Source organism: Spartinivicinus poritis, assembly GCF_028858535.1.
Classification (GTDB): domain Bacteria; phylum Pseudomonadota; class Gammaproteobacteria; order Pseudomonadales; family Zooshikellaceae; genus Spartinivicinus; species Spartinivicinus poritis.
Genome location: NZ_JAPMOU010000047.1, coordinates 24,390 through 38,514 on the forward strand (window position 1 = coordinate 24,390; position 14,125 = coordinate 38,514).

Genomic DNA, 14,125 nt, shown 5'->3' on the forward strand with positions numbered 1-14,125 from the left:
ACGAAGTGTATCCGCTTATTTGGCGACAGCTGCTTTTTCATTACTGTTGCTTACCTGGAACTGGTTGATAATGCCGTGAATCTCTCTAATTAATTCAGATAGTGATGAACTGGTTTGTTCCGTTTCATCTGCTCTTAAATTACCCTCTTTGGCTAAATGGTTAATTGTTGATAAGTCAGTTTCGATCGTATGAGTAACTTCTTTATAAGTATTTAGTTGATTGCAACTTAATTGAGTGAGCTCAGTAATATTTTCAACATTATCTGAAATTCTATTTAATGATTCGCCCATTTGTTTTGCTTGATTAACACTCGCACTGGCATTTTCTGCTCCTTGCTCCATTGCTTCTGCCGCTTTGATAGCCCCTGCCTGGATTTTATCGATCATTTGTTTTATTTGTTCAGTTGAGTTGGATGCTCGCTGGGCTAACTCTCTTACTTCTTCAGCTACCACAGCAAACCCTCGCCCATGCTCACCAGCACGAGCGGCTTCAATACTGGCATTTAATGCTAATAAGTTAGTTTGATCAGAAATGTCATTAATAGTGTCAGAAATTTGCGAGATTTCATTTGAGTCATTTTTTAATTGGTGAATAACTTCTGCTGCCTCAATAACGTCATTGGATAAGGTTTCAATCGCATGAGTTGCCGAGTTAACAATGCTTCTATTTTGACTAGCTTCTTCGCATACCTTTAAAGTCCGCTCGTAAATTTCATTAGCATATTCTGTCACTTGATTGGTCATATTTACCATTTCTTGTACAGTGCTTAATACTTTATCAGAATTATACGTTTGGTCTTTAGCTGATTGATTCAGGCTTGCACAGGTGTTATTTAGTGACTCTCCCGTTTGGTTTAGTTTGGCTGATGCGCTATTAAGGTATTTTACTGTGTTGTAATAAGAGTCAACCAAGGTGTTAAATGCTTGGGCAATTTCACCTGCGTCGCTACCTTGCTCAAAAGGTACTCTTGTAGTGAGGTCACCTTCGCCACCTTCTGATTTAGGTAAAATAGACTTCATGGCTTGTTTAATTTCAATTAAGCCTGTGGTGGTGCCATGTTCATAAACATTAAGACCCACTCTTTCTGCCTCTTCAGGCACACGCAGAAATTTCATATAGCGCATAATGCCAAATAAAATAGCGCCGGTACCAAAGCCCCAGATAAATACGGCAATCACCCCTTGTGCTTGCACAAAAAATTGCTCCCAGCGATTGGCTATTGGTAATGCGCCATCAGCAGCAACAAAGGCTAATATGAGTGTGCCCCAGGCACCACAAAAACCATGCGAGGCTACCACGTTAACTGGGTCATCAATTCTTAACCCTTTTACCATCCACCATTCAAAGCCATAGACTACGACACCAGCTGAAAGTCCAATAAACGCAGCCCCCATTGGATCAACAACTGCACATCCTGCGGTAATGGCTACCAGGCCACCAATAATACCATTTAACAATCGAGCGATATAAATTTCTCCCCCATGTAAAAACAGTGAAATTAAAAAACTAGCCACACCACCTGCTGCTGCCGCCAATGATGTATTGAGAATGATTTTAGCGACATCAGGTGTGGCTTCTAATGTGCTTCCCCCATTAAAACCGAACCAGCCAAACCATAAAATCAATACACCTATCACAGCCATTACTTGGTTATGGCCTTGCATTCTTACGGTTCTGCCATCTGGATTAAAGCGGCCAAGCCTGGGACCTAAAATCCATGCGCCAGCCAGGCCTACCCAACCACCTAATGAATGAACGACAGTTGAACCAGCAAAATCAACCATATTTTTTTCAGCAAGCCAGCCACCTTCTCCCCAGATCCAATGGCCAGAAACGGGATAAATGAATGCACAAATAGCAATGGTAATAATCATGTAAGCAAGAAATCGGATTCGCTCGGCAACAGCGCCAGACACAATGGTAGCAGCGGTACCTGCAAAGGTGACTTGAAACATAAAAAAAGCAAAGTCCATGGGGGTATCTGCTTCTGATATGGCAAAGTTGCTACTACCAAACCAACCACTGACGCTGTCACCAAACATTAGCGCAAAACCAACTAACCAAAATACCACGGTTGCAACCGTAAAGTCGGTGATGTTTTTAAGGGCTACATTAATTGTATTTTTGGCACGGGTCAGCCCTGACTCTAAAGCAGCAAACCCGGCTTGCATAAGAAAAACTAAGGCAGCAGCGACCATTAGCCACAGAATATTAATCGTTTGCTGAAGCTCATTAAGTTCGGCGGTTGGCATAATAATGTACTACTTTTTTACTAATGTGTTTCAAAGTAAATATAGGAAAGGAATCAAATTATACAACCCAGCTTAGGGTTTATCGAAGTTGGAAACTGTTTATGATGGGAAGTAACTATATTTGCAACGTCTATTTCAGGGGTGGGTATAAAGCATAATTGCCACCCCTTATATTAATTAGCAACTCAAGGCATTGAAAAAACAATGCCTGGTTTATTTTCGCTCCCATAAACCAATGAATTGAACGCGCTTGGTTAATATCCGTTTTGGCCAGCCGTCACAGCCAACAGGATGTTTTAGCTCAACAAGTTTAAAGCCAGCCTTATCAAAGACCTTTAACCATTCCCATTTGTGCTGATAATGTAGGGTACTGTTGGTTTGTAGCTTTCGATTGCCGCGGATATCTTCCAGCGCGACTAAAAACCAGCTGGGTAAATGACTGTAGGTATAGTCTTTAATAAGACAGTACTGTTTAGTAAGTCGTAATAAGTCTCGAAGGGTTTCTTTAGGATCGCGAGAATGATGAAGTACATCAATTCCACAAGTTAATTCAAACGATTGGTTGGGCAAAGGTGCCATTCGGCCATTGTATAAAATAGCATTACGACTAACAGGATGGTGTTGGCGCCAGCGTAACATAGCTACGTCGTCAGTTATTCCATTTTGAATTAAACCTTGCCCAAACCATTCATCTCCATTACTGAACTCAAGCACATTTTTAAATGGGCTAATGGGTTTAAGTAACTGGTTGCACAGCTTTAGGGCGTTTGCTTCATGAGGGCTTAGCCGCCTAGCAAAAAGCGGGGCGGGTGCCCTAACTTGATTTGCAGACATATTAATATGGTCCTATCCAGTGGTTATAAAATTTGGCACAACTACAAGAAAAACGAGCTCCCAGTAATAAAACGAATCAGGCAGCAAGTAATGAAAAGTTAAGAAATGCAATGTGATTTTTATTGTCGTTAAGCAGTCTAACTGATAGATATGGAAAAATGTTGTGATCAAATAGCTAGGTTTGTTTTATGAGTATAATTCATAGTAAATATGAAAGTTAACAAAAAATTATATAATTATTTCGCTATTTGAGTCTATTTGACTTGATTTGGTAAACTAAATAAAGCCCTTTATGAGAAGGGTTATAATTAGCTACATACCCAGGCTTTCGCTTCATTAAACTGGTGATTTTCAAAAATTTTATACTCACCTGGAATTAAAAAACCAATCATTTGTACCGCATGGCGGATCCACTTTAAATTAGTAACAATGGCTACTTTTTCCCATGCCTTAAAATGCTTTACTCCTAGTTTTGCATCATCCCAAAGGGCCTGCAGGTCAAATCCCTCAAACTCTTCTCCTAATTGATACAACAATCTTACTTTGCCATGGCTGTTTATTTTATCCTCAATAATGGGGATTAAAATGGCGTCATAATCATGGCCTGTGACTTTACCTTTAGCGATAACGCCAATCAGGTTATCTGGTAAGTTAGGAATCAGTTCAAGCATATGTGACCTTGTACTAGAGAGTGTAAATGCGCTTCTTAATGATAGGTATAGTGTGAAATGAGCCATATCACTAATGTTATGTAAGAATGAGCAATAAAGTGCTCAGGTACACCTTTCGCCTTACTAATAATAGTGAGCTTTGATTGTTAAATGAACAGATTGTGGCGGTTTTGTTTAAAAGCTGTAGCCTATGCCAACTCTTGGGTATTATCGTAAAGCCATGCGGAATCACGAAATGTGTGGTACGTCAGGAGATGATGACTCGCTGGTACAATGAGCCTGATTGTTCGTTACAATTGACGCATTAGCAGCTAATAGCATCGAGAGTAACATAACCCCTAAGTTTATGAAGGAACAATAAAATATGACACTTGCAGCTAATCGAAGTCGTTTTACGATTGAAGTTTCAGGGAGTCAGGAGCCATTAAGGGTTATTGGGTTTAAGGGGATTGAGGCATTATCGGACGTTTATGAGTTTGATGTTGTAGTGGCTTCAGAAAACCCTAACCTCGATACAACGGCTTTTATCAAACAAGCTGCAGCTTTAACCATTCAGGGGGAGACTAACCCTGGAGAAACAGATTCACGTTTCGTGCATGGCGAAATTTGTCTATTTCAGCAACAAGAAATTGGTAGAAAATTTCATACTTATAAAATAAGACTTGTACCAAAAATATGGTACTTGCAGCATCGTACTAACAGCCTTATTTTTCAGAATTTAACGGTACCTGATATTATTAAGCAGATGCTTGAAACTGCGCAAATATCGGGTCAGCACTATCAGTTTAGGCTGACAACCAATTATTCTCCACGTATCTATTGCGTCCAACACCAGGAAACTGATTACCAGTTTATCTGTCGTTTAATGCGTGAAGAAGGGATGCATTTTCATTTTGAGCATGACGCTGGTGGCCATAAATTGATCATTGGTGATAATAAGCCAGCCTTTCCTCAATTAAGTAAAGCGTTGGATTATTACCCTGTTTCTGGCATGGTGCCAGAACAAGATACACTTTACCGGTTATCTTTTAAACGCAAGGCTGGGGTGGGTAAAGTAGTATTACAGGACTTTAACTTTGAACAACCAGGGTTAAATCTGGCGGTTAATCAAGCAGAAAAACAGCAACAGGCATTAGAGCATTATCACTACCCGGGAGAGTATGATCTACCTGCTAATGGTGAAAGCCGTGCTAAGCTACAATTGCAGGCATTGCAAGCAGCTCAACGGGAAGTCACTGGGCAGACAAATGCCCCGCGATTAACAGCTGGTCATCGTATAACAGTGCAACAGCACCCAGTTAAAAAATTAAATCAGGATTATTTGCTGGTTAAAGTTGAACATATTGGCAGACAGCCACAATCATTAGAGGAAGAAGCGAATGGTAAAGGTTGCCAATATAATAATAGTGTTGTTGCATTACCAAGTGAAATACCATTTCGTAGCCAGGTTGATAAAAAAGTTAATCAAATAGCTCATCAGCCTAAAGGCATTCAAACGGCTGTTGTTACAGGTCCAGGGGGGGAAGAAATTTATACAAACGCCCATGGCCAAATAAAAGTACAGTATCAATGGGATCGACAAGGGCAATTAAACGAAAACAGCTCTTGTTGGATTAGGGTGGCACAGAACTGGACTGGCCCTCAGTGGGGAAGTTTAGTTTTGCCCAGAGTGGGCCAAGAGATAATGTTAGATTTTATTAATAGTAACCCCAGTCAACCGATTGTTGCTGGTAGACTATATAATAAACTACAACCTGTTCCGTACAAATTACCCATCAATAAAACCCGTACCACCTTAAAAAGCCAAAGCAGTCTTGGAGGTGAAGGTTTTAATGAAATTCGCTTCGAAGATAAAAAAGGACAAGAGCAGGTTTTTATCCATGGTGAGAAAGAGCTGGATTGGCATGTAAAAAATGAGCAACGAGAGCAAGTAAAATGTAACCGGCATTTAATTACCCATGCAGCCCGTTACGAACAGATAAAATCAGAGCAGCATGTGGTGATTAACATGGCAAAACATCTGCAAATAGCTCAATCACAACACCAAACGGTGGGAAATAATTATCAATTAACCACAGCGACTGCACACTTAGAACAGTTTGGCCAAGAAGCTCATTTAAAAAGTGGGATGAAAATTATTATCGAGGCCGGTAGTCAAGCCATCTTAAAAGTAGGGGGCGCATTTATTACCCTAGGTAGTGATGGAATAAAAGTACAAGGCCCTTTAGTTCGGTTAAATAGTGGTGGCTCGGCGAGTAGTGGCTCAGCTATTTCACCTACGTCTGCAATGGCAGCACTGCAGGCTGCTACTGATATTGCGGGTAAAGTGACAGCAGCATTAACCGCAGCCCCCTCTCAAATGGATAAATTAAATTTTCCTGCATTATGTTCGGGGCAGTTGAATAAAGGCCGTAAAAATGACGCTGCTTTTTGTGAGCAATGTGAACAGGGAGCAGATAAATAAATGGCTAGGGCATTAAGAGAGCAGCTGTTGGCTTATTTTTCAGATTGCCCGACAGAACGCTGTTATATCGTTTTGGATAGCGCCGGGCACCCACAATTACCAGCCAAGTTTTTTGAGTTAGCGGGTGAGTGTGACTATCAGCAGTTTTTACCTAATAGTGCTGATTTACCCAGTGATATTCAACCATTAATTATAGAGTTACCTCTGGATATGCAGCACCCATTTTGGCAGTGGCTATTTCAGTTACCTGCCAATGAAGGTGTGTTTTGGCCTATTGCCAGCGGTTTTGATAGGGAAACAGTATTGGCACACTTGCGTAGTATGTTGCAAGTGACATTACCAGATGGCAAAAAGGTCAACTTCCGGTTATTTGACCCCAGAGTACTTAGCCGCTGGTGGCCATGGCAGCAACAATGGCAGGCAGAAGCCTTGGTTGACTTACTAAAACCCATCAGCTGTTGTTGGTTACCTGTAGCCGATGAGTGGCAAGCTATTCTTAATCCAAAGCCCCACAACCAAATGAGTATTGCGCCTGAATGGTTGATGTTAAGCAAAGACCAGCTGGCTCAGCTAAATAAAGCATCAGATAAAGTCCTTTTTACTAATACACGTTATCATTTGTACGATTATTATCCACAAGTGTTGGCTGAGTATCATCCTGAATTAATTGATTTACTGATTGATCAAGCTATTAAAGTAGCACAACAACAGGGAATGAAGTCAGAATATGCTATGACCCAATGGGTCGTATTCATGTTTTCAATGGGGCCAACTTTTTATCAAGACAATGCCCTGACTGCTTATTTTTCGGCTTATCAAGAACATCAACATGATAATCAATTAATTGATAACTTAATGGCAGTGCCTGTAGATAAATGGCAACAAGTGTATGGGCGTTATAACGCTTCTGGCTGGTTTGCAACACCTGTTAGTGAATAAGTTTACTATTACGCCATAATAGCTTGCTGGCTGATAAGGAAATAAATAGTTATGTCTGACCTGTCGTCATTTATGCCTACTGCCAATTTTATTGAGTCTATGGTGGATAATGGCAAAAGCCTGTCTAAAGGTGAGCCCAATTCTACTGTTAAATGCAGTAAAAATAATCATTGGTTAGCGTTAAATTATTGCTATAAAGACCACGATCAAACCCCTGCGGCTAAAGCCCCTTATAGAGTGCTGGTGGATGGTAATGAAGTGGCATCTGGCACCTTGGATGCTAAAGGCAACGCACGAGAAGAAAATATTCCGCCCGGTAAAGTTGAAGTCATTTACGGTGAAAACCCTGATGAAGCTGAAGCAGAGAAATTAAGAAAAGAGTTTGTTGCAGCCCTGGATGGTATTATTAAAGAGCAGGAAGCCAAGAAGCTTTATATGGATGAAGCCCTAGATAAAGAGGCCTGGTGGAAACAAGGGTTGATTTATACTGGTGCTGCTTTTGAAGGAGTGGGTGATTCAATCACGGGTATTTGGGATATGGCCACCTTTGCGGCGGATGTGCTGCGTAAAGCCCAAATGGAGTATTTTGATATTCTCAATGCCATTGCAACGGGTGATATCGATAAATTAGAGCGTAAATTAAATACGGCACGAGATGAAGGCAATGAAGTTATTGCCGATGCAGTGGAAATCAAAGAATTATTAATTGCTATCCTGGATGACCCAGAAACGCTTAGTTATTTACGCGATTTTCCTGGTCGTTATTGGGATGCTTTGCCAGCCGTGGATAAAACCCGAATGGCAAGTGGTGCAATTTTTGACATAGTGGTAGGCATTGTTTTAGCAGCGGTTTCAGGGGGAGCAGGTGGTGTCGCCATGGCGACCAATATAGCCTCTAAATTAGGCAGCTATGGTAAAAAAGCTATTTCTACCTTGCAGAAATTAGCCAAAGCCTTGAAAAAAATAAAGCAGCGTAAAAAGTATCATGGTGTTACTAAAGCAAAAAATGACCATATTGTAGAAAATAATCCGAAATCTGGTACCACTAAAGAAACAGGAAAAATAGATAATAACAAATCCTGCCCAGAAGACAGCAAAGTCTGTAAAGGTGGTGAGCCCATTAGTTTAGTAACAGGGGAAGAACTGCTAACTCAGCAGGATTTTGTTATTGATACCCCGTTACCTTTAGAGTGGCACCGAACTTATCGAACAGGGCATATACGTAACACTGGGATAGGTCATGGCTGGACCTATCCACTAAGTGAATACTTAAGTTTTTCAGAATGGGAAATTAGTTTATTTAACCATGAAGGTCGGGTTATCAGCTTGCCAGTGATACGTGAGCTAGGCCAGTATTCAGAAAATACCGCAGAACAACTAACGCTCACTTGGGAAACAGAAGATGTTTATCGGTTATCGGCACCGGATCAGCCGGATAAACTATTTAAAAAGTCGAATCAAACTGCCCGTTTGCATCGACTAGAAGATGCAGCCAATAACTTTTGGCTATGCCATTATGAAAATGGTTATCTAACCCGCCTGAAAAGTAACTGGGGGCGTATAGTCGCGTGCCAATATCAAGGAAGGTTGCTCACTCAATTAGAAGAGTTGCGTTATGATGCTGAAGGGAAAGTTAGCCATCGTCACACTTTGGTTCGCTATGAATATAATCAGGCAGATGAATTAATAGCTGTTGTCGATCAAGCAGGTAATAAAGAGCAGTTTACTTATAAAAACCATGTTATTACTCGTCGTATTTTAAAAACTGGATTTAGTTTTTATTTTGAGTGGGATCAGTACAATATTAATGGCCGTTGTATCCACCAATGGGGAGATAATGGTATTTATGATTATCGCTTTAGTTGGGATGACGAAAAGAAAATCACCACTTGTACTGATAGTAATGGATGTGTGCGTACTATTTATTACAACGAGCGTGGTCTGGTTGATAAGGAAATAGATCCAGAGGGTGGTGAAACTCTTTACCAATATGACGAGCATGGTAGAAAAATCAGTACCACTGATCCCAATGGAGCTGTCACTGAATACCAATATAACGAGCAGGGGCTGCTTGCTTGTGTCATGGATGCTGAGGGTAACCAGCATCAACTGAAGTATGATGAAGCTGGGCGGGTGACAGCGGTTACTGATCCTATAGGTAATAGCTGGTATCGAGAATATAATCGATCAGGATTGCTCACCAAACGAGTAGATCCAGAGGGGAATGAAACCCAAATTGAATATACCGAGCAAGGCTTACCGAGCAAAATCACCAATGCTTTAGGGCAAGTACGGCTGCTGTTGTGGGATTCTCATGGGGAGTTAATCGCAGAAAAAGATCATGCAGGTAATAGCCAAAAATACGCCTATAACCCCCAAGGCCAAATTGTTGCCAGTCAGGATCATAACAAAGCGGTTACCCAATATGAATATAACGCCCTAGGCTTAGTCAGTAAAATCAGCCAGCCCGATGGTCAAGTGCAGCAGTTTGAGTATAACGAAGCCGGTCAATTGACCCGTTATATTGATGGCGTGGGCCGAGTTACCCAATATCAATATGATGGCTTATCCCAAGTCAGAAAGCGGATAGATCCAGCTGGCCAGGCATTAGAATATTTTTATGATAAAGAGCGTAATTTAATTGGCCTAAAAAATGAAAAGGCTGAAATTTACCGGCTGGCTTATGACAAAAATGAGCGGCTAATTGCTGAGATTGGCTTTGATGGTAGAGAACAGCATTATCAATATGATTCGGCAGGACATTTAATTGCCAGTATTGATGGGCCATTAACCGTTTCTAAAACACCAACCAGCAAAAATACAGAGCAATCCACTCAGCAACAAAGCCAGACTGGATTAATAACTCAGTTTACTCGCAATAAGCTTGGGCAGTTAATCAGTAAAGTGGCTGCTGATGGTGAAGCCACTCACTTTCAATATGACGGCTGTGGCCGTTTAATCGCAGCGAAAAATCCTCATCGTGAACTCGCCTTTGGGTATAATAGCCAGGGACATTTAACCCTGGAAAAGCAAGATAATACAGAATTAAAGCACCGTTGTGATGCATTAGGTAACCGGGTAGAAACGATTTTACCGAACGGGCAAAAGCTAGGATTTAACTATAATCACCAGCAGTTGTATACCGAAATAGCGTTAGACGGTAGCCCAATCAGTCAATTAAAGCGAGACCAGGCAGGGCGGGAAATTGCCCGCTTACAAGGTGATACTCTAAGTGAGTTTCAATATGATCCGATAGGGCGGTTGCAAAAGCACCAAGTATTAACCAAGGGGCAGCAACAACCACTGATACAGCGACAATATGGTTATGATCAAAGTGGTAATCTGAATTTAATCAGTGACCTGAAAAAAGGGACCACTCGTTTTTATTACGATGCACTGGATCGATTAACCCAGGTTCAAGGGTTTATCAATGAGCAGTTTGCCTTTGATCCTGCAAGCAATCTACTGGCTAAAAAAGACAGTTCAGAGCCTGAGCTACCAACCCTAACCAGCCAACAGCAAACCACAGGAAATCGGTTAGCATTCTTTGGTGATCGCCACTTTGAATACGACAGCCGTGGCAACTTGGTTAAAGAAAAGCGAGGAAGAGAAGGCCGACTTGTTACCGACTATATATATAATGCCCAAAACCAACTGGTTAAAGTCAAAAACCAGAAAGGTGAATTTGAGTATAAATATGATGCTTTAGGCCGTCGAATCAGTAAAACCACTCCACAAGGAGAAGTGCAGTTCTATTGGAATGGCGATGTCCTGTTAAGTGAAGTACGCCCCAAACAGCAAAAGCTGTATATTTATGAACCAGGCAGTTTTAAGCCATTAGCGCAAATCATCAATGGAAAAACGTTTTACTACCACCTTGATCATCTAGGTACCCCCCAAGAAATGACCAGTGCTCATGGGGAGTTAGTGTGGTCTGGCCGATATAAAGCCTATGGCGCCTTAGCATTAAAAGAAGAAGCGCTAGTTGAAAATAATCTACGGTTTCAGGGGCAATACCATGATGAGGAAACAGGGTTACACTATAACCGACACAGGTATTACAATCCTTATATAGGTCAATTTATTACCCAAGATCCAATCGGTTTATTAGGTGGAATTAATAATTATCAGTATGCACCTAATCCTGTTAATGGGGTTGATCCTTTAGGATTAGAGTGTAAACAAGGAAAAGAACTTGATGATTATAGAAAAGAAAATAATATAGGCTTTGATGAGAATGGTGTATATAGGGGTAAAATACCTGCAGGTAATAGCCATGTATTTGAAAAAGTGACAAAAGATGATGTTTATGATTTTGATATGCCAGGAAGAACAAAGGGGCATGCAGCTTCTAAGCATAATGTAAATATAAAAAATCCAAAAGTTTTAGATATATTGAATGAGCCTGAAAATGTATATACTGGTAAAAACAAAAATGGTAATTATGTAGATATATACCATAAAAATGGAAGTGTGGTGATAACTGATGCTGGTAATAAGAGAAGTATTATAACAGCTTATGGAAAAGTTGAAGGAGGAAAAAGGGCGAAACCAGTTCGAGTAGATCAATGGGAAGATCCTAATTATGAAAGAAATGGCGAAATAAGAGGTTGGGATCATAGTTCTAATGAAAGATATGCAGAAATTGATCTAAATGCGAAAGAGAAAAATGTAAGGATTAACAATCCTGATTATCCATTGTTTGAATTAGAGTAACATTTAAGAGTGGTCAACAGTGATAAACATCATAGATAGTTTTAAAAAAGGGTTACAGTTAAATGAAAAAGATTATCATAATTTTGCATATTTCTTAGTGAACAGGCTTGAAGAAGAAATAGATGTAGAATTGAAATGTGAGATTGACTCAATTGGAGATGACTTTTCTTCCTTAAGAGTATTTGCTAATCAAAATAAAAAAATACTAGGGAGCATAGACATCACAGTTACTGTTAATATGGTTATAACTGTTGAAGATGAGTTGATTAAAGGGTATGCAGATATCATGCTTTACTCTCGCCCTAGGAGACTACAAATATTCAATAGTAAGGGAGATTATATTAGCTACACCTGTAACGAAAAAGAAGGCTTTATCTGGAGAAAAATTGGGTGGGCTATTGATGAATATGGTGACTATGATAACTTTTTAGAAAGTGATAGCTAAATAAAAAGTTTCATTAAGGAAATAAGTATGAGACTCTATGTATAAAATACTGGGTTATAATCAGTTTTTTATTTTACCTTATACCTAATTTAAGTGTTATTATTTCCCATGCTTTTTGATACTATGCCCATAAATAGCCTTGAGTTAAAATAAACTCTATGTTCAATAAAGTACTTTAAGAGTAAAAATGATAGTAGAACTTGCAATTGGTGATGCATACGGTGCTGGTTTTGAGTATGTTAGTAAAAAAGTTGTTAAGGAACATAACAACCTGCAGCAATATATTCAGCATTCAAGGCATCTTTCCATTAAGCCTGGTTGTTATACTGATGATACCCAAATGAGTTTGGCGATTGCTGAGTTATTAATTGTTGATGATGAGTGGGTTCCGGAAAATATTGCAAATTTTTTTGTAAATGCTTTTAAACGAGATCCAAGAGAAGGTTATGCTAGTCGTTTTTATCAGTTTTTAACTGATATTAATGATGGTAAGCAATTTCTTGAGCAAATTAAGCCTTATAGTGATAAAAGTGGTGCGGCTATGCGAGCGGGTCCTATTGGTTTGCTGGCAGATGAAAAGCAGGTTGTTGAATATGCTACTATTCAAGCAAAAGTAACCCATGATACACCAGGAGGAATTAATTCGTCTGTAGCGGCTGCACTGATGGTACACTATTGCCAATATCAGCTGGGTGACAAGCAGGATTTAGGAAACTATCTCAAATCTAAGGTACCGGGTGATTGGAATACACCTTGGCAAGGTAAGGTCGGGCATTTGGGAGTTGATGCTACTCATGCTGCTGTAGCAGCTATTGTTAGCAATCAAGATTTATCAGCTATTTTGAAACAATGCGTTGACTATACAGGGGATGTCGATACCGTAGCCACTATAGCGTTAGCTGCTGCATCTTGTAGCCAAGGAGTTAACCAGGACTTACCTGAAGAGTTGTATAGTCGATTGGAAAATAGTCAGTTTGGTTTAAAGTACCTGCAAAAGCTAGATCAGAAGCTATCAATAGCAATGGGTATTGGTTAAGAAATATTAGGGGGCCGCTCTTGTTTTATCCTATTACTTGCTGGTAACAATTCAGCAAGTAGATGGTTCAAAGGGATAGATACTGAAAGAGCGCTAATATTACTAAAGTGAGCATATTGAAATACAGATTAACTAAACCAGCTCTGACTCTAAGGATGTACTTTAAAAGTAAGGTTTTTTAGATGAATAATAATTTACTGTTGTTAATGTTATTAGCTTGTTGTTCTTGTTTTCCTTTTGCCCTAATAGCACCATATTGAAATTTTTTTGAGTCATGCTAACACTGTGATGTTAACGCAGTTGTCTATGATCCTACTGGACCCTATTTAACGACAGCGGGTAATATCAAATCAAGGCTATTCAAATGAACAACAGTAATTGCCAAGTGGTCAGAGTGTTAAACTATCACCAAGGAGATGTTATTGGGGTAACTTATTCTCCTGATGGAAAGTGGGTTACATCAGTATCTAAAGATAGAAATTTAGTACTATTTGAACTTGCGATAAATCAGTTAGTTAAAATCCCTCTTAATATTTATGGTAGTGTTGGAGTGGTTAAGTTTAGCCCGAAGGGCTAGTTTCTTTATGCTGCAATGGGCTAGGTTTTTGTTAAAGTAGATATATTGAATGAGTTTAATAAGTATTTCTTAATTCAATACTGTAGACAGTTTTTGGTCTTAAATTGGTGGGGTTGAACCAAAAATAGAAACTGTGAGAATGCGGTTGTCGAAATCGAATTATCACAGGAATCTATCTTTGGAAAGCATA

The 14,125-nt window shown here is 39.8% G+C and carries 9 protein-coding genes; 6 read left to right on the forward strand and 3 right to left on the reverse strand.

All coding sequences use genetic code 11. The annotated features are described in order from the left end of the window. Positions 1-15: 15 nt before the first annotated feature. The 3 genes from amt to ORQ98_RS23625 all read right to left on the reverse strand — a co-directional run bounded on the left by amt (position 16) and on the right by ORQ98_RS23625 (position 3,758). The gene (amt, locus tag ORQ98_RS23615) at positions 16-2,253 is read right to left on the reverse strand and encodes an ammonium transporter (RefSeq protein ID WP_274691283.1); all 2,238 of its coding nucleotides are present in this window, start codon (positions 2,251-2,253) and stop codon (positions 16-18) included. Positions 2,254-2,466: 213 nt separating this feature from the next. Further along, positions 2,467-3,087, reverse strand: coding sequence for a class I SAM-dependent methyltransferase (locus tag ORQ98_RS23620; protein WP_274691284.1), 621 nt, complete (start codon positions 3,085-3,087; stop codon positions 2,467-2,469). Positions 3,088-3,395: 308 nt separating this feature from the next. Further along, positions 3,396-3,758 (reverse strand): SpoIIAA family protein, encoded by a 363-nt coding sequence (locus ORQ98_RS23625; protein WP_274691285.1) that lies wholly within the window; start codon positions 3,756-3,758, stop codon positions 3,396-3,398. A 364-nt stretch (positions 3,759-4,122) separates the two neighbouring features. Here ORQ98_RS23625 and ORQ98_RS23630 point away from each other — a divergent pair, with 364 nt between their 5' ends. The 6 genes from ORQ98_RS23630 to ORQ98_RS23655 all read left to right on the forward strand — a co-directional run bounded on the left by ORQ98_RS23630 (position 4,123) and on the right by ORQ98_RS23655 (position 13,935). Further along, entirely contained in the window at positions 4,123-6,222 is a 2,100-nt protein-coding gene (locus ORQ98_RS23630; RefSeq protein WP_274691286.1) for a type VI secretion system Vgr family protein, read from the forward strand. Further along, on the forward strand, positions 6,223-7,161 hold the full coding sequence (locus tag ORQ98_RS23635; RefSeq protein ID WP_274691287.1) for a DUF4123 domain-containing protein: 939 nt from the start codon (positions 6,223-6,225) through the stop codon (positions 7,159-7,161). It begins immediately after the preceding gene. A gap of 51 nt (positions 7,162-7,212) precedes the next feature. Continuing rightward, a complete protein-coding gene (locus tag ORQ98_RS23640; RefSeq protein WP_274691288.1) occupies positions 7,213-11,877 on the forward strand; it encodes an RHS repeat-associated core domain-containing protein in 4,665 nt (1,554 codons plus the stop codon). Between the two features lie 19 nt (positions 11,878-11,896). Next, on the forward strand, positions 11,897-12,322 hold the full coding sequence (locus ORQ98_RS23645) for a hypothetical protein (protein ID WP_274691289.1): 426 nt from the start codon (positions 11,897-11,899) through the stop codon (positions 12,320-12,322). A 187-nt stretch (positions 12,323-12,509) separates the two neighbouring features. Further along, positions 12,510-13,358 carry an ADP-ribosylglycohydrolase family protein gene (locus ORQ98_RS23650; protein WP_274691290.1) on the forward strand — a complete coding sequence of 283 codons (849 nt, stop codon included), beginning with the start codon at positions 12,510-12,512 and terminating at the stop codon, positions 13,356-13,358. A 364-nt stretch (positions 13,359-13,722) separates the two neighbouring features. After that, a complete protein-coding gene (locus ORQ98_RS23655; RefSeq protein ID WP_274691291.1) occupies positions 13,723-13,935 on the forward strand; it encodes a WD40 repeat domain-containing protein in 213 nt (70 codons plus the stop codon). Positions 13,936-14,125: the final 190 nt, after the last annotated feature.

What these genes read in the sequence shown, in the direction of transcription:
- amt (WP_274691283.1), bottom strand. Translation starts at nt 2,253, where the DNA reads ATGCCAACCGCCGAACTTAATGAGCTTCAGCAAACGATTAATATTCTG.
- ORQ98_RS23630 (WP_274691286.1), top strand. Translation starts at nt 4,123, where the DNA reads ATGACACTTGCAGCTAATCGAAGTCGTTTTACGATTGAAGTTTCAGGG.
- ORQ98_RS23625 (WP_274691285.1), bottom strand. Translation starts at nt 3,758, where the DNA reads ATGCTTGAACTGATTCCTAACTTACCAGATAACCTGATTGGCGTTATC.
- ORQ98_RS23620 (WP_274691284.1), bottom strand. Translation starts at nt 3,087, where the DNA reads ATGTCTGCAAATCAAGTTAGGGCACCCGCCCCGCTTTTTGCTAGGCGG.
- ORQ98_RS23635 (WP_274691287.1), top strand. Translation starts at nt 6,223, where the DNA reads ATGGCTAGGGCATTAAGAGAGCAGCTGTTGGCTTATTTTTCAGATTGC.
- ORQ98_RS23655 (WP_274691291.1), top strand. Translation starts at nt 13,723, where the DNA reads ATGAACAACAGTAATTGCCAAGTGGTCAGAGTGTTAAACTATCACCAA.
- ORQ98_RS23650 (WP_274691290.1), top strand. Translation starts at nt 12,510, where the DNA reads ATGATAGTAGAACTTGCAATTGGTGATGCATACGGTGCTGGTTTTGAG.
- ORQ98_RS23640 (WP_274691288.1), top strand. Translation starts at nt 7,213, where the DNA reads ATGTCTGACCTGTCGTCATTTATGCCTACTGCCAATTTTATTGAGTCT.